This is a genomic window from Streptomyces sp. BK208 (genome assembly GCF_004364245.1).
Taxonomy (GTDB): domain Bacteria; phylum Actinomycetota; class Actinomycetes; order Streptomycetales; family Streptomycetaceae; genus Streptomyces.
The window spans coordinates 247,222-267,143 of sequence record NZ_SOAV01000005.1 but is presented as its reverse complement, the minus strand read 5'-3'; the positions used below and the strand labels follow the sequence as shown (position 1 = coordinate 267,143).

18 protein-coding genes and 1 tRNA gene are annotated in these 19,922 nt (G+C 70.9%); 5 read left to right on the top strand and 14 right to left on the bottom strand.

Annotation, left to right across the window (positions count from 1 at the left end; translation table 11 throughout):
* Positions 1-29: 29 nt before the first annotated feature.
* Together EV562_RS14815 and EV562_RS14810 are read right to left on the bottom strand one after the other, a co-directional pair.
* Positions 30-103, bottom strand: a tRNA-Met gene (locus EV562_RS14815).
* Positions 104-190: 87 nt separating this feature from the next.
* Positions 191-3,193, bottom strand: a complete 3,003-nt coding sequence (locus tag EV562_RS14810; protein ID WP_133887470.1) for a UPF0182 family protein — start codon at positions 3,191-3,193, stop codon at positions 191-193.
* 164 nt (positions 3,194-3,357) lie between these two features.
* Here EV562_RS14810 and EV562_RS14805 point away from each other — a divergent pair, with 164 nt between their 5' ends.
* Positions 3,358-3,900 (top strand): PPA1309 family protein, encoded by a 543-nt coding sequence (locus tag EV562_RS14805; protein ID WP_166661791.1) that lies wholly within the window; start codon positions 3,358-3,360, stop codon positions 3,898-3,900.
* Between the two features lie 39 nt (positions 3,901-3,939).
* On the opposite strand, the gene EV562_RS14800 is transcribed toward EV562_RS14805, so the two are convergent.
* The 4 genes from EV562_RS14800 to EV562_RS14790 form a co-directional block, all read right to left on the bottom strand.
* Positions 3,940-5,034 (bottom strand): PDZ domain-containing protein, encoded by a 1,095-nt coding sequence (locus tag EV562_RS14800; protein ID WP_133887262.1) that lies wholly within the window; start codon positions 5,032-5,034, stop codon positions 3,940-3,942.
* A gap of 51 nt (positions 5,035-5,085) precedes the next feature.
* The gene (locus EV562_RS35090) at positions 5,086-5,250 is read right to left on the bottom strand and encodes a hypothetical protein (protein ID WP_007444545.1); all 165 of its coding nucleotides are present in this window, start codon (positions 5,248-5,250) and stop codon (positions 5,086-5,088) included.
* 145 nt (positions 5,251-5,395) lie between these two features.
* Positions 5,396-5,857, bottom strand: a complete 462-nt coding sequence (locus tag EV562_RS14795; RefSeq protein ID WP_133887261.1) for a molybdenum cofactor biosynthesis protein MoaE — start codon at positions 5,855-5,857, stop codon at positions 5,396-5,398.
* A 136-nt stretch (positions 5,858-5,993) separates the two neighbouring features.
* Positions 5,994-7,115, bottom strand: a complete 1,122-nt coding sequence (locus EV562_RS14790) for an SDR family oxidoreductase (RefSeq protein ID WP_133887260.1) — start codon at positions 7,113-7,115, stop codon at positions 5,994-5,996.
* A gap of 192 nt (positions 7,116-7,307) precedes the next feature.
* Between EV562_RS14790 and EV562_RS14785 the strand changes: the two genes are divergently transcribed.
* Entirely contained in the window at positions 7,308-8,801 is a 1,494-nt protein-coding gene (locus EV562_RS14785) for a zinc-dependent metalloprotease (RefSeq protein ID WP_133887259.1), read from the top strand.
* The gene (locus EV562_RS14780; RefSeq protein WP_133887258.1) at positions 8,798-9,313 is read left to right on the top strand and encodes an NUDIX hydrolase; all 516 of its coding nucleotides are present in this window, start codon (positions 8,798-8,800) and stop codon (positions 9,311-9,313) included. Before EV562_RS14785 ends, EV562_RS14780 begins: the two co-directional genes overlap by 4 nt.
* 66 nt (positions 9,314-9,379) lie before the next feature.
* On the opposite strand, the gene EV562_RS14775 is transcribed toward EV562_RS14780, so the two are convergent.
* From EV562_RS14775 to EV562_RS14760, 4 genes are all read right to left on the bottom strand, one after another.
* Positions 9,380-10,135, bottom strand: coding sequence for an AIM24 family protein (locus EV562_RS14775; RefSeq protein ID WP_133887257.1), 756 nt, complete (start codon positions 10,133-10,135; stop codon positions 9,380-9,382).
* 15 nt (positions 10,136-10,150) lie between these two features.
* Complete coding sequence (locus tag EV562_RS14770) at positions 10,151-10,831, bottom strand: AIM24 family protein (RefSeq protein WP_133887256.1); 681 nt, start codon at positions 10,829-10,831, stop codon at positions 10,151-10,153.
* Positions 10,832-10,844: 13 nt separating this feature from the next.
* Positions 10,845-12,584 (bottom strand): TerD family protein, encoded by a 1,740-nt coding sequence (locus tag EV562_RS14765; protein ID WP_133887255.1) that lies wholly within the window; start codon positions 12,582-12,584, stop codon positions 10,845-10,847.
* Positions 12,585-12,721: 137 nt separating this feature from the next.
* Positions 12,722-13,318: a M48 family metallopeptidase gene (locus tag EV562_RS14760; RefSeq protein WP_166661790.1), complete on the bottom strand. Its 597-nt coding sequence runs from the start codon at positions 13,316-13,318 to the stop codon at positions 12,722-12,724.
* 273 nt (positions 13,319-13,591) lie between these two features.
* Between EV562_RS14760 and EV562_RS14750 the strand changes: the two genes are divergently transcribed.
* Both EV562_RS14750 and EV562_RS14745 read left to right on the top strand, forming a co-directional pair.
* Positions 13,592-14,806 carry a TOMM precursor leader peptide-binding protein gene (locus tag EV562_RS14750; RefSeq protein ID WP_133887253.1) on the top strand — a complete coding sequence of 405 codons (1,215 nt, stop codon included), beginning with the start codon at positions 13,592-13,594 and terminating at the stop codon, positions 14,804-14,806.
* Entirely contained in the window at positions 14,799-16,214 is a 1,416-nt protein-coding gene (locus tag EV562_RS14745) for an AarF/ABC1/UbiB kinase family protein (RefSeq protein ID WP_133887252.1), read from the top strand. The genes EV562_RS14750 and EV562_RS14745 overlap by 8 nt, the downstream gene beginning before the upstream one ends.
* A gap of 122 nt (positions 16,215-16,336) precedes the next feature.
* On the opposite strand, the gene EV562_RS14740 is transcribed toward EV562_RS14745, so the two are convergent.
* The 4 genes from EV562_RS14740 to EV562_RS14725 form a co-directional block, all read right to left on the bottom strand.
* Positions 16,337-16,660: a hypothetical protein gene (locus EV562_RS14740; RefSeq protein ID WP_133887251.1), complete on the bottom strand. Its 324-nt coding sequence runs from the start codon at positions 16,658-16,660 to the stop codon at positions 16,337-16,339.
* Positions 16,657-17,025 (bottom strand): WhiB family transcriptional regulator, encoded by a 369-nt coding sequence (locus EV562_RS14735; RefSeq protein WP_133887250.1) that lies wholly within the window; start codon positions 17,023-17,025, stop codon positions 16,657-16,659. The genes EV562_RS14740 and EV562_RS14735 overlap by 4 nt, the downstream gene beginning before the upstream one ends.
* Before the next feature lie 175 nt (positions 17,026-17,200).
* Entirely contained in the window at positions 17,201-17,533 is a 333-nt protein-coding gene (locus EV562_RS14730) for a hypothetical protein (protein ID WP_166661789.1), read from the bottom strand.
* A gap of 164 nt (positions 17,534-17,697) precedes the next feature.
* Entirely contained in the window at positions 17,698-19,902 is a 2,205-nt protein-coding gene (locus tag EV562_RS14725) for an ATP-dependent DNA helicase UvrD2 (protein WP_208298352.1), read from the bottom strand.
* Between the last annotated feature and the right edge of the window lie 20 nt (positions 19,903-19,922).

The following is a 19,922-nucleotide window of genomic DNA, read 5'->3' as shown; positions in this document are numbered from 1 at the left end:
GGTCGTTCGCAACCAGCTCACGACTTCAGTAGCGGGGACAGGATTTGAACCTGCGACCTCTGGGTTATGAGCCCAGCGAGCTACCGAGCTGCTCCACCCCGCGCCGTTGTGTTCACAACCCTAACACGGCGCGGGATGGGCTTTGACCAGCTCGAACGCCGGACGCGTACGTCCGGCTCCGGGGCGCCGGTCAGCTGGTGTCCGACCCCCCGCCGGCGTCACCCGTGGGGGTCGGGTCCGCACTGGCCTTGTCGCTTCCGGCCTTGTCGGCCCCGGCCTTGTCACCGCCGCTCTCGCCGTCGCCGTTCTTGCCGTCGGCGCTCTGATCGGCCTTGGCCTGCGCGTCCTCGGCCCGCTGGAGCGCGTCCTCGAGGTCCTTCTGCGCTTCGGCGTACGCGGCGAGGTCCTTCTGTTCCAGGGCTTTCTGCCCGGCGTCGAAGGCCTTCTGCGCATCACTGAGCGCTTCCCGGACCGTGGGGTTGGTGGAGGTCGGCGGCCGGGTCGTGTCGTCGCCCTCGTCCGCCGGCGGTTCCTCGTTCTCGGCGGCCTGGGCTCCGAAGACCTTGTTGAGGGCCGCGTCGAGCGTGTTCTCGAAGGCGGTGTTGCCCCCGTAACTCACCAGGATCTTGCGCAGCAAGGGGTACTTGAGGTCGCCACCGCGGACGTAGACGGGCTCGACGTACAGCAGTCCGCCGTCCAGCGGCACGGTCAGCAGGTTGCCGTACTCCACCTCCGAGTCGCCGCCTCTGAGCAGCCTGATGGACTCGGCGATGTCCTGTTCGGAGTTGAACTGGCTCTGCACCTGTTTGGGTCCGTCGACGGTCGTGCTCGTCGGCAGCTTCAGAATTCTGATCTTGCCGTAGTCGCTGGTGCCCGCCTCGGCGTCGACCGCCATGAACGCGCTGAGGTTGTCACGCCCGTTGGGTGTGAACGTCGTCGTCAGCGAGAACGCCTGTGCGTCCTGGTCGGGCATCTTCATGCTCAGGTAGTACGGCGGCACCGCGTCACCCGACTTGTTGGTCGGGTCGTCCGGCACCTGCCACACCTCGCTGCCGCTGAGGAACGTGTTGGCGTCCTTCACGTGGTAGCGCGTGAGCAGCTCGCGCTGGACCTTGAAGAGGTCCTGCGGATAGCGCAGGTGCGCCATCAGCTCCTTGGAGATCTCGCTCTTGTCCTGCACCGTGCCGGGGAACGCCTTCATCCAGGTCTTGAGGATCGGGTCCTGGGTGTCCCACTGGTAGAGCTTCACGTCACCGCTGTACGCGTCGACGGTCGCCTTCACGGAGTTGCGGATGTAGTTGACCTGGTTCTGCTGGGCCACCACCGCACGCGAGTTGTTGTTGGCCGTCAGCGAGTCGGCCGTGGTGTCGCCGAGCGTGGTGCGCGAGGCGTACGGATAGCCGTTCGTCGTCGTGTAGGCGTCGACGATCCACTGGATGCGGCCGTCCACCACCGCCGGGTAGGCGTCGCCGTCGATGGTCAGCCAGGGGGCGACCGCCTCGACGCGCTCCTTGGGCGTGCGGTTGTACAGGATGCGCGAACCGTCGCCGATCGCGCCGGAGTACAGGATCTGCGGCTCGCTGAACGCCGCCGCGTACGCCGCCCGGTTGATCGGGTTGGACAGGTCGACGCCGCCGTCGCCCTTGTAGCTGAACGTCTTCTCCCCGGTGTCGTCGGAGTAGTCGATCTCCTTCTGGGGACCGCCGACGATCGAGTAGGTGGTGGTCTTCTCGCCGTAGTAGACCCGCTGCTCGTACGTCCCGAGGTCGCCCTCGGACGGCAGGTTGGACTCGGTGAAGACCGGGCGCCCCTCGGAGTCGACCTGGGTGCCCTTCGCCGCGACCACGCCGTAGCCGTGGGTGTAGCGGAAGTGGTTGTTGATCCAGTTCTTCTTCGGGATGCCCGCCAGGTTCAGCTCGCGCAGACCGATGACCGTGTCCTGGTCCTTGCCGTCCTTGGCATAGCGGTCGACGTCCAGGTTGGTCGGGAAGGCGTAGTAGTTCCGCATCTGCTGGAGCTGCTGGAAGGTCGGCGAGATGATGTTGGGGTCCATGATCCGGACGGACGCGGCGGCGTCCGCGTCGTCACGGAGCTTGGTCTTGTCCTTGGTCTCGCTCTTGCCCGGGTACTCGGCGACCTGGGTGCCCTCGATGCCGTACGCGTCGCGCGTGGCCGCGAGGTTCTTCTCGACGTACGGCGCCTCCTTGGCCTGCTCGTTCGGCTGGACCTGGAACTTCTGGACCAGGGCCGGGTACAGGCCGCCGATGAGGATCGCGGAGAGCACCATCAGGCCGAAGCCGATCACGGGCAGCTGCCAGGTGCGCCGCCACAGGGTGGCGAAGAACAGCAGGGCGCAGATGACCGCGATGCAGAACAGGATCGTCTTGGCCGGCAGGTAGGCGTTGGCGTCGACGTACCTGAGGCCCGTCCAGTTGTCGGTCGCCTTGAAGTCGCTGGACTTCACCGCGAGGCCGTACCGGTCGAGCCAGTAGGCGACGGCCTTCAGGGCGACGAAGACGCCGAGGAGGACCGACAGGTGCCCGGTGGCGGCGGCCGTGGCACGCGCGCCGGGACTGGTGACGCGGAGCCCGCCGTACAGGTAGTGGGTCAGGGCGGCGGCGATCACGGAGATGATCACGGCTGCGAAGCCGAAGCCGAGCAGGAACCGGTACCAGGGCAGGTCGAAGGCGTAGAAGGACACGTCCAGCTTGAACTGGGGGTCCTTCTGCCCGAAGGGCACGCCGTTGACCCACATCAGCCAGGTGCGCCACTGACCGGACGCCGAGGCGCCGGCGATCAGGCCGACCAGGGCGGTGATGCCGAGCAGCAGCCACTTCTTGTACGGGGCGATGCCCATCCGGTACCGGTCGAGGTTCTGCTGCTCCATCGACATGGCGCTCAGCGGCGGGCGCAGGCGGTGGGCCAACCAGATGTTGAACCCGACGGCGAGCGCCATCAGCAGGCCGAAGACGAAGAAGAGCCCGATCTTGGTCCACAGGGTCGTCGTGAACACCGACGAGTAGTGGACCGACCGGTACCAGAGCCAGTCCGTCCAGAATCCCGCGAACATGGTGAACGCCATGGCGAGCACGGCGAGGACACCAAGTGTCAGCAGCAGGGTTCGGACACGCCGGGACGGGCGGCCCACTCTGATCCGCGGCCCCGTCGGGGGGCCTCCGCCGCGGTCCGGCATCTGGAAAGCCAAGGTGCGCACCTCGAAGTTCGCTGTTGATCCGTCAGGCCCTCGGGTTCGCGGGCCCCCCGTGCGCCCCCGTGATCGTGGGCCCACACTTATGCAACTTACTCATCGTTTACTCGGTTCCCGATTCGGGCCATGAACGAGGCAGGATTGTGACCATGTCCAACACCCCCATGGCAGCGAGCCCCCTCACCCGGGCCGTACTCGAGATCGACGAGTACGTCTCCGGACTCGGCTGGGACCAGCCCGCACGCCTCTTCGCACTTGTCGACACCGCACGGCTGAGGGCCGACCAGCCCTCGCTCGCGGACCGGCTCGGTCTGCGGGACGAGGCGGAGACCTCCGGCCTCACCCCGATCGAGCAGGACGAGATTCCAACGGGCCAGGCACTCGACGAGTTCCTGGGCACCATCGCCTGGCCCGACGCCGTGGTGGGCTGCGCGCTCGCCGTCGAGCGTCTGATGCTGCCCCCCTCCGCCGAGGCCCAGGTGCCCCAGGGGCTGAACGAGAAGAAGCTCGCCCAGTGGGTGGCGGAGCACCCCGACCGTCAGGAGGTCCGCATGACGGTCGCCGTCCTGCGCGACGGCTCCCGCGACTCGGCCCTGCGGCTGCGCGAGAAGGACACGGCCACGGAGGTCCTCACGGGGTCCGACCTGGTGCCCGGTCTGGCCGAGGCCCTGACGGCGACCTTCGAGGAGTAGGAACGCGGGACGCCGACTGTCGGGACGGCTGTGCGGGGGTCAGCCCTCCGTGCACTTCGGCAGGTCGGCGGTCTTCCCGGAACGGATGTCCTTCAGCGCGCCGAGGGCGTCGTCGATGGTGTCGACCTTCACGAGGGTCAGCCCGTCGGGGGTGTCCTCGGCCGCTGCCACGCAGTTGTCCGCCGGTGTCAGGAAGTACTGGGCGCCCTTGTCGTGCGCGCCGATGGTCTTCATGCCGATGCCGCCGATCGGGCCGACCTTGCCGTCGTCGTCGATCGTCCCGGTGCCGGCGACGAACTTGCCGCCGGTGAGGTCGCCCGGGGTGAGCTTGTCGTAGATGCCGAGGGCGAACATGAGACCGGCGCTCGGACCGCCGACGTCGGCCAGCTTGATGTCGATGTCGAACGGGAACGTGTGGTCGGTCCCGGCGGAGATGCCGACGATGGCTCGCTTCTCGCCCCCGTCGTCGGAGGCCTCGGTGGTGAGGGTGACCTTCTGCGTCTTCGTCGCCGTCCGGCCCTCCTTCTCCGCGGCGGCCTGCTCCTTGGCGGGCACGACCGTGAAGACGGTGTCCTGTCCCGGCTCGTGCTTGGTCACCAGGTCGGCGACGTCCGCCGGCTTCTTGACCTCCGTGCCGTCCACGGCCTTGATCACGTCACCGGCGTGCAGCCTGCCCTGCGCCGGGGAGTCCTTGACGACGGTGGAGACGATCACCCAGGACTTCACCGGGATGTCGAGCGCCTCCAGGGCGGCGACCTTCGCGGTCTCCTGGGAGTGGCTGAACTCCTCCGCGTTCTCCTGGGTGGCCTCTTCCTCGGTCTTGCCGTCCGGGTAGAGGGTGTCGTGCGGCACCACGCTGTTGTCGTGCGCCAGCCAGCCGTAGACGGCCTCCACGAGGTTCATCTTGTACTCGGCGCTGGTGACCCGGACGGTGGTCATGTTCAGATGACCGCTGGCCTCATACGTCTTGTGACCGGAGATCTGCAGCACCGGCTCGCCGTCGTGGTCCCCGAGGGTGTTCACCGTCGGCCCGGGAGACATCTCCGAGTAGGGCACGGGGATGAACACACCCGCGCACAGGAGCGCGATCAGCATCAGGGTGGAGGCGAGCATCGTCGCGGTGCGGCGTGGCATGGCACGACAGTACGGGACGCGGCTGTCGGAACACCGTCAGGGCGGCGTCCGTCAGGCACCGGTACGGGGCTTCTCCATGGCCTCGCGGAAACGGGCGTAACCGTCCAGCTCGGGACCGTCGCTCCGTGCCTTCCGGGTCCGGTTGGCCCAACTTCCCCACAGGCCCGCACCGACCGCGGCCACCAGCGGAATCAGCAACCAGGCAAGCGCCGCCATGCCGACCTCCCAACCCCATGAGTGTCCGCGACTGACTGATCAGCAGATTAACCATTCGCAGTGACAACGCTCACGCCGGGGGGTGGGTTACGCAACCCGGGCCGCGCAGGTACCTCCCTCGATCAGCAGGGCCCCACCCTCATGATCAGCAGGCCCCCACCCACTCCTCGGTGCCGTCCGAGAACGTCTGGTGCTTCCAGATGGGCACCTCGTGCTTGAGGTCGTCGATCAGCTTGCGGCAGGCGTCGAAGGCCTCGCCCCGGTGCGGACAGGAGACCGCGACGACCACCGCGAGATCCCCGACCTCCAGGTCCCCCACCCGGTGCAGCGCGGCGAGCGCCCGTACGGGGTACTCCGCGACGACCTTCTCGGCGATCCGCCGCATCTCGGCCTCGGCACTCGGGTGGCACGAGTACCCGAGCCGGTCGACGTCGGTGCCCCCGTCGTGGTTGCGCACGGTCCCCACGAACAGCGCGGTGCCGCCGGAGGCGTCGTCCCCGACCGCGCGGAAGACCTCGTCCACGGACAGGGGCGTCTCGCGGATGCCGATCAGCTTGACGGGGTCCGCTGCGGCCCGCTCACCGGGGTGGTCGTTCGTGGTTGCCATGCGTCCATCGTGCCCCACGTCACGGACGGCGCGGAATAGCGTGATCGCCCGGCACGCGCGCGTACGGCGTTGGAGCCTCCTACAGAGCCCTCGGCCCGCCCGGCGGCCCCCGGCAGGCCGGGGCGGCCGGGGCTCCTCAGATGCGGCGCCGGGCCTTGCGCGCGCGGCGCACCACCGCGGCCGCGCCCAGCAGTGCCACCGTCGCTCCCGCGGCTCCCGCGGCCGTAGCGTCCTTGCGCCCGAGGCGCCGGCCGGCGACCGTGTGCCGCCCCGAGACCTCTTCGAGCAGCTCGGCGAGCACTTCCTCGTTCGTGTGCTTCGGCCGCCATCCGGCGTCGTGCAGCCGGCTGCCGCTGACGACCCAGGGGTACATCGTGTACGCCAGGTCCCCGGCCGGTGAGGGTGTCAGGCCGATCCGGTGCAGCCGGGCCGCCGCGCCGAGCGCGACCGCGGAGGGCAGCTCCATGCGCCGGATGCCGCTGAGCTCCTCGACCTCCTCCTGCTCCAGCCAGCCGTCGCACCCGACGGCCAGCTCGCCATCGGCCTTCTCCAGGACGGCGTACTCCAGGGCACTGCACAGGTCGTCGACGTGGCAGAACTGCCAGGCCGGCCGCGATCCGGCCACCACGAGCAGCCGGGGCGACTCGAAGTACCTGGTCAGCGCGGTGTCCATGCCGCCGACCAGCACGGCGGGCCGCACGACCGTCACGTTGAGGCCGGGATGCGCCCGCGGCGCGCGCCGGGCGAGCCGCTCGATCTCCAGGAGGTCCCCGACGCCGGTCGCCTCGGCCGTGGCACGCAGCTCGGCGTCCTCGGACAGCGGCAGCTCGTTGTCGGGGAGGGCCCCGTAGACCATCGCGGAGGTGCACAGCACGACCCGGTGCACGCCGGCCGCCGCGGCGGCGGTCAGGACGGTCTGCGTCCCCCGTACGTTGTAAGCCGTCCGGGCGGCCGCGTCGGTCTCCAGGTCGAGGTCGAGCGCGAGGTGCACCACCACGTCCGCGCCTCGCAGCTTCTCGGCGATGGCCGGGTCCCGTACGTCCAGGATGTGCCACTGCGCCGTCTCGCACCCGGCGCGCCGTTCGTCTATGGCCACGACCTGTCTGACCTCGTCCGATGCGATGAGCCGCTCGGTGAGCAGCGCCCCCACCCCGGACGCGGCACCGGTGACCGCCACGACGGGTCCGCGCGCGCCGGAGCGGGAGGAACTGGTTGACTGGTTTCGCGCTGCGCGAACCTGCGGATCTGGGGAACTCACCGGGCGTCTCCAGAGGTTGTCTTCAGTACGAGCGCGAGCGACGCGTGCGTACCAGGTGGCATCCATCCTGCCGCAGGCCGTCAGTCGGCGAAGCACCGAGGCCCGATCGGCTTCGGGTGTCTACGCTGGGTGGTGAAGTCGGGCAGCCGTGCCGCCGGAAAGAACCGGCGGCCCTACCAGCCGAGGAACCCCGTGAGTGACACCCCATTCGGATTCGGCCTTCCGCCGGAGGAGCCGGACGACGGCGACGAGGGCAAGAAGAAGGACCAGCAGAGCGGCGGTGGTCAGGGACCGGCCAACCCGTTCGGTTTCGGGATGTCCGGAGCCGGAGGCCTGGGCGGCCCCGGTGCGGACAACCCGTTCGCTGCCATGTTCGGTTCCATGAACCCCAACGACCTGGGCGCCGCGTTCCAGCAGCTGGGCCAGATGCTCTCCTACGAGGGCGGCCCGGTGAACTGGGACATGGCCAAGCAGATCGCCCGCCAGACGGTCTCCCAGGGGACGCCGGACGGCCGCAAGGACGCCAGCGTCGGCCCCGCCGAGCGCAATGCCGTCCAGGAGGCGGTGCGCCTGGCCGACCTGTGGCTGGACGACGCGACCGCCCTGCCCTCCGGCGCGGGCACCGCCGTGGCCTGGAGCCGCGCGGAGTGGGTCGAGGCGACCCTGCCCGCCTGGCGCGAGCTGGTCGACCCGGTCGCCGAGCGCGTCGGCAACGCCATGGGCGACGTGCTGCCGGAGGAGATGCAGGCCATGGCCGGCCCGCTGATCGGCATGATGCGGTCCATGGGCGGCGCCATGTTCGGCACGCAGATCGGTCAGGCCGTCGGCGTGCTCGCCGGCGAGGTCGTCGGCTCGACCGACGTCGGTCTGCCGCTCGGCCCGGCCGGCAAGGCCGCGCTGCTGCCGGCGAACGTCGAGTCGTTCGGCAAGGACCTCGGCGTGCCGCAGGAGGAGGTGCGGCTGTACCTGGCCCTGCGCGAGGCCGCCCACCAGCGTCTCTTCGCCCACGTGCCGTGGCTGCGCTCGCACCTGTTCGGCGCCGTCGACGGGTACGCCCGCGGCATCAAGGTCGACACGGCCAAGCTCGAGGACGTGGTCGGCCAGTTCGACCCGCAGAACCCCGAGCAGCTGCAGGAGGCTCTCCAGCAGGGCATGTTCCAGCCGGAGGACACCCCGGAGCAGAAGGCGGCCCTGGCCCGTCTGGAGACGGCCCTGGCACTCGTCGAGGGCTGGGTGGACGCGGTGGTGCACACCGCCGCCAAGCCGCGTCTGTCCTCCGCCGACGCGTTGCGCGAGACGCTGCGCCGCCGTCGCGCCTCGGGCGGGCCCGCGGAGCAGACCTTCGCCACGCTGATCGGCCTGGAGCTGCGCCCGCGCCGGCTGCGCGACGCCTCCCGCCTGTGGGCGTCCCTGACGGACGCGCGCGGTGTCGACGGCCGGGACGGTCTGTGGGCCCACCCGGACATGCTGCCGACCGCGACCGACCTGGACGACCCGGACGGCTTCGTCCACCGTGAGCAGCTCGACTTCTCCGAGCTGGACAAGATGCTCGGCGAGGCGGCGGGCAAGCCCGGCCTGAAGAAGAAGGACGACCTGGAGAAGGACGACCAGAAGAAGGACGAGGGCGCCCGGGGCGAGCACCGGCCCGACGGCCGGGACGAGCCCGAGGGCGACGACGGCGAGTGAGCCTCCACGACGACGCGGTCCTGGTCCTGAAGGAGTACGAGGGTCAGGACGGGTTGCGCCAGCTCTACCTGGACCACCTCGCGGCGCACCCGGACGGGATGTGGAAGGGCTGCGCCGACGGGCACATCACGGCGAGCGCCCTGGTGATCGACCCCTCGCGCGAGCGCGTCCTGCTCACCCTGCACAAGAAGCTGCGCATGTGGTTGCAGATGGGCGGGCACTGCGAGCCGGTCGACGACACGCTCGCCCGGGCCGCGCTGCGCGAGGGCACGGAGGAGTCGGGCATCGCCGGACTGACGCTGCTGCCGGGCGGTCCCGTGCGGCTGGACCGGCACCACACGCCCTGCGCCTGGCACCTGGACGTCCAGTACGCAGCCCTGGCTCCCGAAGGGGCCGTGGAGGCGATCAGCGACGAGTCGCTCGACCTGCGCTGGTTCCCGTACACCGAGGTCGCGGACGTGGCCGACGAGTCGGTCGTACGCCTGCTGGAGGCCACCCGCGCCCGCCTGTGACCGGCAAGGGGTGACCGCTCTCGCGGTCACCCCTTGCCGGACGGTGGCCGTCGGCCCGGGCGCCGGTCAGCTCCAGACGTTGCCCTGGTTCTGGCCGCGGGCTCCCTGCTGGCCCATGCCGTACTGGGCGGCGAGGCCCGAGCCGATCTGCGCGTTCTGCGGCGGCAGCAGCTCACTGGGCTGCACGAGCGCGAAGCCGCTGCCCATGAAGCTCAGCTCCCAGCCCTCGCCGGTGCTGCCGCGGCGCCGCCACACCCCGGAGGAGTGCGTCTGGGCCTGCATCTGCACGCGCAGGCCGGTGGACCAGGCGACGATCGCGTCGGCGTCGCAGTTGACGTACTTGTCGGGCGTCACCTGCATGAACAGGGGAGAGCCCGAGGTCATCAGGGCGACCTTGCCCCGGCCGGTGATGTTGAGCTGGTACTTCCCCGAGCCGGAGATGCCGTAGAGGCTGTCCACCGCGATGACCTCGTGGTGCAGGGACGAGTCCATCGCGAGTACGTAGCTGCTGTCGACGGTGAGGCCGTCCTGGTCGACGTCCACCACGTGCACGCACTGGGCGAGGTTGGCGAAGTAGACCGTGCCCTGCCCGTGGCAGCGCATCAGGTCCAGGCCCTCGCCGGTGTGCGCCCGCGCGCGTGACTGGCTGTTGTTCTGGTACTCGGCGTCGAACTCGACGAGCCCCTGGTAGGCGACCATCGTGCCCTTGCGGGCGAGCACGTCGTCGTGGCCCGTCAGGGCGACGCGGAGCATGTGCTTGTTCTGCAGGCTCCAGGCTTCCTGGGTCTGCTGGTCGTTGTGGGCGAAAAGCGGGCTCTGCATGATTCTGGCTCCCCCTCAGCCCCGGACCCGGAGGCGATCGGTGCTGTCCTCACTGGGCTGGACGACGACGATGCCCTGACCGGAGAAGGCCATCTGGAAGGCCTCGCCGCTGCCGCGGCCGATCAGCGACTGCGCCTTGAAGCTGCGCTTGCCCTTCACCTTCAGGTTCGGGGACCAGGCGACGAGTGCGTCGGGGTCGACGTAGGTCTCGTCCTCGCCACCGCCGCAGTCGACCACGATCGGCTTGCCACGGGAGGTGAGCGCGACCCAGCCCTGTCCGGAGATCGTGGTGTTCCACAGGCCCTGCCCGGCGAACTTCGCCAGGCCCTTGACCCGCTCCACGCCCCAGGTGAGGTGGGCGTCGAAGGCGAGCAGGTTGGTGGCGTTGACGGAGATCCCGTCGCCGTTGAGGTTGATGACGACGACGTTGGCGCCGTAGTCGGCGAGGTAGAGCAGTCCGTCGCCGGAGCACTTCATCAGGGGCGCGCCCTCGCCGGTCATCCAGTCCTTGGCGATCTGGCGGACGGCCGGCGGGTTGGGCTCGTACTGGACGAAGCCCTCGTAGGCGACCATCGAGCCCACGCGCGCGAAGAGGTCGTTTCCGGTCTGCATGGCGACCTTCAGCATGTGGTTGCCGTGGTTCTCCATGCGGGCGGCGACGGGTGCGGGAGCGTAGCCCGCGAGCGGCTGGTTCATGTCGGGCTCTCCCTCAGATCTCGTACGGCTGGACGACGACGAAGCTGCCGGGAGCGGCCCGGAACTGCAGGTTGACGCTCTCGCCCGTGTCGCCCGCGTAGGAGTTGCGGCGCATGCGCACCTGGCTGGAGACCACGACCTGGGCTGCGGCGGACCAGGCGACCACGGCGTTGCAGTCGGCGAACGTGGTGGGCGTGACCGGCAGCACCACGGGCACCCCGCGGGTCTTGACGACGATGGTGCCGGTGCCCTGGAACTGCATCGTGAACAGCGCACCGCCGGGAATCCCGTGCCCCTCGATGCGGCGCACCTCGTAGTGGAGGCTCTCGTCGAAGGCCAGGACGTTCTCCGCGGAGACGCACACGGCGTCGCCCTGGAGCTCGATGGGGTGCAGCATCGCGGAGTTGTCCGCGAGGAAGACCTGCCCCTTGCCGGTACAGCGCATCAGCTGCATCTCCTGGCCGGTCGCGTTGCCCACGACCCGGCCGGCGAACCCGGCGCCCTTGTAGCTGAAGTCGACCTTGCCCTGGTAGAGCACCATGCTGCCCTGCCGGGCGAGCACGGGCAGGCCCTCCGCTCCGAGGTCGACGCGGACCAGCTTCTTGTTCTGCTGTGTCCAGCGCTGCCCGGTCGCGGTCTCCCGGTACTGCTGGAGCGCCGCGGTCACACCGGCACCCTGCGGTGCGCCCTGCGGCATGCCCTGAGGGGGCTGCTGGCCGTAACCGGGGGGCGGCGCCGGCTGGCCGTAGCCCGGAGGCAGGGTGGGCTGCCCGTAGCCGGGGGGCGCGGCCGGCTGACCGTAGCCGGGCGGCGGGGGCGGGGTCTGGGGAGCCTGGGGCCCGCCGTAACCGGGGGGCGGCGGAGCGGTCTGCCCGGGCACCTGGCCGTACGGCGACGGCTGGCCGGGTCCGCCCGGCTGGCCGTACGGCGCGGGTGCCGGGGACGGGGGCGGCACCGGGGCGCCGCCGGGCGGGGTGTGTATCGGCGCCACGATGGTCTGCGCGGCGTGCACGTCCGGACCGGCCGCGGGGGCGGGAGCCGGAGCCGGAGCGGGCGGCGGCGCGGCGGGAGGGGCGAAACCCTGCGCGGCGGGCTGCGGAGCGGGGGCGGCGGGGGCGGCGGGCGCACCGAAGGACGGCGGCGCCGAGGCCTGGGCGGGCGGGGCGAAGCCCGGCGCGGCCCCGGTCTGCGCCTGCTGCGCCTGCTGCGGGGCGGGCGCCTCTTCCTCGGCCACCTCACCGCCGAAGTTCCTCAGCAGTGCGTCGAGACCGCCGTCGAAACCCTGCCCGACGGCGGCGAACCGCCACACGTCCTTCAGATAGAAGTCACCCAGCATCACGGCACGCTCGGTGGAGAACTCCGCACCGCTGAACGGGTACCGGGCCACCTCCTCGCCGCCCGCGACGATCCGGATGTACCCGGGCCCCACCTGCGACATCTGTCCCGCGCCGTCGATCGTCGCGGTGAAGGACAGCTTCTGGATCTGCTGGGGGATCTTGTCGAGGGTGACCCGGAAGGACTCCGTGTCACCCGCCTGCGCACCCAGGAGCTGGATGGACTCCTCGGGTGTCTTCGGCTGGTTGAAGAACACGAAGTACCGGTCGTCCGACAACCGCTCGTCGGCGTCGAGGCCGAAGCAGCTGATGTCGAAGCTCAGCCCGGGGCCGGAGATCTGCACGCCTACGTACAGATCCGTGCCCGCGGTGAGGTCACTGATCCTGGCCTTGTGGCCGCGTTGGAATTCCCTGGCCATGCGTTACGACCGTCCCCCATCCGAATGCGAGTGCGTCGCGACAGGCTAACGGCAAACACCGACACCGGAGACAGCCGGTACGGAGCCGGTACGAAACCCGTGCGGGACCGTGGCGGGCGCCCCGCCGGGTCCGCGCGCTACTCGTTGCGGGCGCCGGGCACGTGCGGCAGCCGGTCCGCGGCGACCACGCCCTCCAGGTAGCCCCTGGCTCGCTCGGTGCGCGGATAGGACTCCAGGAGCCGCCAGAACCGTGGCCCGTGCCCGGGGACCAGCAGGTGCGCCAGCTCGTGCAGGAGGACGTAGTCGATGACGTACTCGGGCATGCCCTGGAGACGGTGCGACAGCCGGATGCTTCCCTCGGACGGGGTGCACGAGCCCCAGCGGGTGTTCTGGTTGGTGACCCAGCGGACCGAGGCGGGCCGGGCCCGACCCTCGAAGTACTGCCCCGACAGGCGCTCCGCGCGCTCGGCCAGCTCGGCGTCGCCGAGGACGCGCTTGCTCTCCTGCGCGGCCAGCTTGTCCAGCATGACGCTCACCCAGCGTCGCTCCTCCGCCTCGGACATCCGGGCGGGGATCAGCACGACGGTCCGATCGCCCTCGCGGTACGCGGATACCGTCCGGCGTCGCCGGGTGCTCCTGCGCACCTCGATCGCGCTCGCGCCCGAGCCGCTCGGCGGCGGATTCGTGGGTGTGCGCGGGTGCGCCCCGGCACGGTGCAGTGGGTCGGCGGACACGCCACGACGTTACCCGCTGCACCCGGGGAAGTCCCGGCTCCGGGACGCTTCGGTGCCGATCCGCCACCCGTCCTGCCGGAGGTGCGGCGATTCGTACGACGAACACCCACCGCCTGTGGACAACTTTCGACGCCCCATCGCGGATCCGGGCATGCTGGCACTCGCCGCCGGATTCCCGACCGCCGCCGGACTCGCGACCGCCGGCGAGTCCCGACCGACCGGCGAAGAACCGCGAAGCCCGCAAGACACTGGAAGACATACGGGGGACCTGCCATGCATCCGATGGTCAAGCCCGCGCTCAGGCGCGGCTGGCGCGATCTGAACACCGTGCAGTTCGGAATGACTCCGGCGCACGCGCTGACGCTGGCCCCGGTGGACACGGCAACGGGCAGCTTCCTCGAACTGCTCAACGGCACCCGTGGCCCCGCCCTGCTGCGCGAGGCGGGACACCGCATGGACCTGCCGGAAGGACACGTGGACCGGGTCGTGGAGCGCCTGGCGCGGGCCGGCCTCCTCGACGACTCCCGGGGCGGCGGGCCGGCCGCCGACGCCCTGCGGAAGAAGAAGGAGGTCCTCGACCGGCTCCGTCCCGACGTGGCCTCCCTGTCCCTGACCACCTCGGAGCCGGGCGGCGCGATGAGACACCTGGCGGCCCGGGGCGCCCTGCGGGTGGGGGTGCGGGGCGCGGGACGGGTGGGCGCGGTGCTGGCCGGTGTGCTGTCGGGCGCGGGCGTCGGCGATATCGACGTGCGCGACGGCGGCCGCGTCGAACCGTGGGACGTCGCACCGGGCGGCCTGCCCGCCGAGTCGGTCGGCGACCGCCGGGACGAGAGCGCCCGTCGGGTCGTCCGCCGGGCCGCTCCCGACCGGCCGTCGCGCCGGAGCCCGGCGACCCCGCCCGAGGAGGACGTCCCGGGTTTCTCCCTGGTGGTCCTCACTCCGCGCAACGACGTGGCGGTGCACGCACCCGACCCCGCCGCCGCGGAACCCCTCATGGCCTCGGGCACGCCCCACCTGTACGCCGGTGTCGTGGAGGGCACCGGTGTGGTCGGCCCGCTCGTCCTGCCCGGTGAGACGGGGTGCGCCGGTTGCCTGCACGCGGACCGCACCGACCGGGACCCGGCCTGGCCGCGGCTGGTGGCGCAGTGGCGCTCCGGTCGGCAGCGCCGCGTGCCGCCCTGCGACCTCACGCTCGCGACGACCGTCGCGGGGTTCGCGGCGGCCCAGGCGCTCGCCTTCCTGGACGGCCGGACGCCGTCGGGCACCGGTGCACGCTGGGAGGTCTCGCTGCCCGGGCTGTGCTGGCAGCTGCGGCCGGTCCGGGCGCACCCCGCGTGCCCCTGCGGGGCCGCCGGAAAAGGTAAGCAGGAACACATCCCCGAGGACGGGGGGTGGCGCGCGACAATGGCTGGGCAAGGGCCGTCAGCGGAAGCACGCCACGAGGCGGAACCGGCGCGGCCGGCTGGGACTTGGAGGACGCATGTCTGATCTTCCGCGCAAGGCGGTCACCCGGACCGCCAAGCTCGCCGCGCTCCCGCTCGGCTTCGCCGGGCGGGCCACCTGGGGGCTCGGCAAGCGAATCGTGGGCGAGTCCGCGGAGATCGTCGGCCAGCAGCTGCAGCAGCGCACCGCGGAGCAGCTGTTCAAGGTGCTGGGCGAGCTCAAGGGCGGGGCGATGAAGTTCGGGCAGGCCCTGTCCGTCTTCGAGTCCGCACTGCCCGAGGAGGTCGCCGGCCCCTACCGGGCAGCACTGACCAAGCTGCAGGAGGCGGCGCCGCCGATGCCGACGCGCACGGTGCACTCCGTGCTCGCGCAGCGGCTCGGCGAGGACTGGCAGGAGCTGTTCCTGGAATTCGAGGACAAGCCCTCCGCGGCCGCCTCGATCGGCCAGGTGCACCGCGGGGTGTGGCACGACGGCCGCGAAGTGGCGGTCAAGGTGCAGTATCCGGGTGCCGGTGAGGCGCTGCTGTCCGACCTGAACCAGCTCAGCCGCTTCGCCCGCCTGCTCGGTCCGCTGGTCCCCGGCATGGACATCAAGCCGCTGATCACGGAGCTGAAGGACCGGGTCTCGGAGGAGCTGGACTACGACCTGGAGGCCGACGCCCAGCGGACCCACGCCGAGGTCTTCGCCGGCGACCCGGACATCGTGGTGCCGGACGTCGTCCACCAGTGCGAGCAGGTGCTGATCACCGAGTGGATCGACGGCATCCCAATGTCGGAGATCATCTCGAAGGGCACGCAGGAGCAGCGGGACCGGGCCGGCCAGCTGCTGGCCCACTTCCTCTTCTCGGGCCCGGCGCGCACCGGCCTGCTGCACGCCGACCCGCACCCCGGCAACTTCCGCCTGCTGCCCGGCGGGCCCCTGGGCGAGGACGACTGGCGTCTGGGCGTGCTGGACTTCGGTACGGTCGACCGCCTCCCGGGCGGTCTGCCGGAGCCCATCGGCGAGGCCTTGCGCATGACGCTGGACGGCGACGCGGAGGCCGTCTACGAGATGCTCCGGACGGAGGGCTTCGTCAAGGAATCGATAGAGCTCGACCCCGACGCCGTTCTCGACTACCTCCTGCCCATCATCGAGCCGGCCAGGGCCGACGCGTTCACCTTCACCCGCGGCTGGATGCGCAGTCAGGCCGCCCGCATCGGTGACCCCCGCTCCCCGGCGTACCAGCTGGCCAAGCAGCTCAACCTGCCGCCGGCGTATCTGCTGATCCACCGCGTGACGCTGAGCACCATCGGAGTGCTGTGCCAGCTGGGGGCCACGGTCCGGCTGCGCGACGAGCTGGAGGAGTGGCTGGTGGGCTTCGCCGTCGAGGACGAGACCGAGGAAGCGGGCCGGGACGCCGTCGAAGAGGGCGAGGACGCGTACGAGGTGGAGGAGACGGCCGCGGAGGCCTGATCCACCGGAGCCGAACGCACGGTGGGGGCCGGTCCGTTCGAACGGACCGGCCCCCGGGTGCCGAGTTTCGTCCCCCGTCGGGAGACCACCGCTTCCGGTGTGGCGATCACTGCATGACCGCCTTACTGCATGACCGCCATGGCCAGCGCACGCCGAGCACGCTTCGAGGCGCGCTCCGCCCGTCGCTGCATCCGGCGAGCCGCCACCAGGCGCAGCGCCCGGCGTTCCTGCTCTGCCTCGTGCAGGCGGTCGTGCATATGCGCACGTGCCAGGGCTTCTGGGATGAGTTGCATTTCACGGGTCCTGTTCTGGCGCGAGTCCTTCGCGCCGGTGGTGGTGAAGTCTTCAGGCGCGGAGCCTGCGATGTCGTGGGTGGACGGCTTCATCGGGGCCTGCTTCTGGGGGTCGTACGTGAGGGGACGGTCGATCGTGCCTGCGGTGTTCATGCGGAAACCGGGTTCTTGCGCGGGCGGCCACGAGGCCGCTTGCGGGCTACGACGACACCCTGGACGAACAGCTCCCCACCCCAGACACCCCAGGGCTCACGCCGCTCCTTGGCACCGGCGAGGCATGCCTCGACCAGCGGGCAGGTGCGGCAGAGGGACTTGGCGTACTCGACGTCCGCCGGCGACTCGGCGAAGAAGACCTCCGGGTCGTAGGACCGGCAGGGAACGGGCACGCCCAGGTTCTCGATGGCGTCGTCGAGCGCGGTGAGCGCGGTGAGCGGGGTCAAGGTGGAGTCCTCCGTGGAACAGGGCTTGGGGATCGAGTCGGAAGGCGGTACGGACGGGGCGTGCGCTTCGAGTTGCACGAGTGGTCTTCCTCGTCTGGTCGTTCCGGCCGGTTGGCCGGGGGGCGGCTTGGTACCGGGTTCTTTTCTTGTCCCGAGGCTCCTTCGTGCTGTCGCCCCCGTTCAGGGGCAAACAGAAGGGCCGCGGATCCCGGGTGGGGTTCCGCGGCCCTGAAGGCGCCGGCCTGATCGACGATCAGGCTGGATCACTCCAGGGTTCTGGCCCACGGAAGGCCCACATCAGGTGGTGCTGCGTCGTCTGCTTCCGGAATCCGGCACCGGTCGCGGTAAAGGCATAGGCCTGAGCCTGCGCCGCTACTGCTGCTTCCAGTGCCTTGGTCGGTCGCTCATTGCGCTCGCGGACGGGAAGGCCCGCAGGAGCAGCGGCGGCGGCAGCCGGACGCACGGCACGAATGCCGGACAGACCGGTGCCGGGGAGAGAAGCGCCGAGCATGCACAGGGAGACGGCCGAGCAATCGGTCATTTTGGCGGTGGAGCTGACAACGAAGCTGGTCTCGATGCTGATCACTGGGCTCGCCTCCTCTCGGCGTCTCGGGGGACTGGGACGAACCAGTCCGCGGATATGCAAGTACAGCACGGATTCAGGGCCTCCGGGAAGGCCGCTGTTCCCGTGACCAAGAACCTATGGGGATTCCCGGGGCATGCGCAAACTATTTTTTCGACGAGTTCGCATCAGTCGTCCTCGTCAAGCCCCACTCCCTCCTGGCCTGCACAGATGGCCAGCACGTCGGCTCCGTAGCGGTTCAGCTTGCGCGCCCCGACTCCCGGGATCCGGGCCAGCTCCCGCTCGTCGTCCGGGACGGACTCGGCGATCGCCATCAGAGTCTTGTCGGTGAAGACGCAGAACGCGGGCTGCCCACTGCGTTCCGCCTGCACCGCCCGCCACTCGCGCAGCCGCTCGTAGACGCCTTCGTCCATGTCGGACGGGCAGCCCTCGCAGCGCATCAGTTTCATCTCGCCCGCGTCGGTGAGCGTGCGCCCGCAGACCCGGCAGCGGGCCGGCGTCCGACCGGTCCGTCTCGGCGCGGCGACCGCGGCAGCACCACCGCTGGGGAAGCCGCGCTCCACCCCGCCGGCTCCCCCGGCGGCCACTCGCCCGCCGACCGTGCCCGAACCGGGCCGCAGCCCCTTCAGGAAGCGGCTGGGCCTGCGGCTCGGCCTGCCACCGGGCGACCGGGCCAGCGCCCAGGACAGGTGCAGGCGTTCACGCGCGCGGGTGACACCGACGTAGAGGAGGCGACGCTCCTCCTCGATCTGCTCGTCGGTCTTTGCGTAGGTGATCGGCATCATGCCCTCGGCGACACCGACCAGGAACACGACGTCCCACTCCAGTCCCTTGGCCGAGTGCAGGGAGGCGAGGGTGACGCCCTGCACCGTCGGGGCGTGCTGGGCACCCGCCCGCTCGTCGAGCTCCACGACGAGATCGCCCAGCGTGGCTCCGGCTCTGGCGGCGGCGAAGTCCTGGGCCAGGCTGACCAGGGCGGCCAGCGACTCCCAGCGCTCGCGGACGGCGCCCGACCCGGCCGGCGGCTCGGTCGTCCAGCCCTCCCCGGACAGCACCGCGCGCACCTGCGAGGGCAGGTCGACGACGTCGTCGAGGAGCGAGTCGTTGCCACCGAAGCGGGCCGCGGCCCGCAGGGCACTGCCGGCCTTGCGCACCTCGGGCCGGTCGAAGAAGCGCTCCGCGCCCCGCAGCTGGTACGGGACCCCGGCGTCGGCGAGCGCCTGCTCGTAGGTCTCCGACTGGGAATTGGTACGGAACAGGACCGCGATCTCGGCGGCCGGGACACCCGAGTCGATGAGCTCGCGGATACGGCGTGCCGCACCCTCGGCCTCGGCCGGTTCGTCGGTGTACTCGGTGTAGACGGGCTCGGTGCCCGCGGGACGCTGGGAGACCAGCTCCAGGCGGTGATCGGCGGCCCGGCCCCGGGCCTGGGCGAGCAGCCCGTTGGCCAGGTGGACGACCTGGGGGGTCGACCGGTAGTCGCGGACCAGCTTGACGACGGTGGCTCCGGGGTGGCGGCTGCGGAAGTCGAGCAGGTGGTCGGGGGTTGCTCCCGTGAACGAATAGATGGTCTGGCTGGCGTCGCCGACCACGCACAGGTCGTCGCGGTCGCCGAGCCACAGCTCGAGCAGCCGCTGCTGCAGGGGGCTGACGTCCTGGTACTCGTCGACCACGAAGTGCTGGTACTGGGCGCGGACCTGCTCGGCGACATCGTGCCGGTCCTGGAGGACGGCCACCGTCAGCAGCAGCACGTCCTCGAAGTCGATGACGGAGCGTGCGCGCTTGAGGTCCTCGTAGGCCGCGTACAGCTGCGCGATCTCCGCCGGGTCCCGGGGAGCCGCACGGCCGGCCTTGGCCGCCGCCGGGGCGTAGTCGGCGGGGACGGTCTGGGTCACCTTGGACCACTCGATCTCCGCGGTGACGTCACGCAGCTCGCCCCGGTCGAGGCGGACGCGGCAGGCGGCGGCCGCGTCGGCGACGAGCTGGATCTTGCGGTCCACGAGCCTCGGCAGGGAGCCACCGATCGCTTTCGGCCAGAAGTACTGGAGCTGCCGCAGCGCCGCCGAGTGGAAGGTGCGGGCCTGGACACCGGCGGCGCCGAGCTGGCGCAGACGGCCGCGCATCTCCCCGGCCGCGCGGTTGGTGAAGGTGACGGCGAGCACGCTGGAGGGCTGGAGGATGCCGGCGCGCACCCCGTAGGCGATGCGGTGAGTGATCGCCCTGGTCTTGCCCGTACCGGCTCCCGCCAGCACGCACACCGGACCGCGCAGGGCGGTCGCCACCTCGCGCTGCTCGGGGTCGAGCCCTTCGAGCACCGCGTCGGCCGAGTCCGGTACCTGCGGGAAGAGGGTGGAGTGCGTTGCTGCTGTCACACCGCAATGCTGCCAGGTCT

What these genes read in the sequence shown, in the direction of transcription:
- EV562_RS14775 (WP_133887257.1), bottom strand. Translation starts at nt 10,135, where the DNA reads ATGCAGAGCCCGCTTTTCGCCCACAACGACCAGCAGACCCAGGAAGCC.
- EV562_RS14770 (WP_133887256.1), bottom strand. Translation starts at nt 10,831, where the DNA reads ATGAACCAGCCGCTCGCGGGCTACGCTCCCGCACCCGTCGCCGCCCGC.
- EV562_RS14800 (WP_133887262.1), bottom strand. Translation starts at nt 5,034, where the DNA reads ATGCCACGCCGCACCGCGACGATGCTCGCCTCCACCCTGATGCTGATC.
- EV562_RS14740 (WP_133887251.1), bottom strand. Translation starts at nt 16,660, where the DNA reads ATGAACACCGCAGGCACGATCGACCGTCCCCTCACGTACGACCCCCAG.
- EV562_RS14750 (WP_133887253.1), top strand. Translation starts at nt 13,592, where the DNA reads ATGCATCCGATGGTCAAGCCCGCGCTCAGGCGCGGCTGGCGCGATCTG.
- EV562_RS14805 (WP_166661791.1), top strand. Translation starts at nt 3,358, where the DNA reads ATGTCCAACACCCCCATGGCAGCGAGCCCCCTCACCCGGGCCGTACTC.
- EV562_RS35090 (WP_007444545.1), bottom strand. Translation starts at nt 5,250, where the DNA reads ATGGCGGCGCTTGCCTGGTTGCTGATTCCGCTGGTGGCCGCGGTCGGT.
- EV562_RS14765 (WP_133887255.1), bottom strand. Translation starts at nt 12,584, where the DNA reads ATGGCCAGGGAATTCCAACGCGGCCACAAGGCCAGGATCAGTGACCTC.
- EV562_RS14810 (WP_133887470.1), bottom strand. Translation starts at nt 3,193, where the DNA reads ATGCCGGACCGCGGCGGAGGCCCCCCGACGGGGCCGCGGATCAGAGTG.
- EV562_RS14795 (WP_133887261.1), bottom strand. Translation starts at nt 5,857, where the DNA reads ATGGCAACCACGAACGACCACCCCGGTGAGCGGGCCGCAGCGGACCCC.
- EV562_RS14745 (WP_133887252.1), top strand. Translation starts at nt 14,799, where the DNA reads ATGTCTGATCTTCCGCGCAAGGCGGTCACCCGGACCGCCAAGCTCGCC.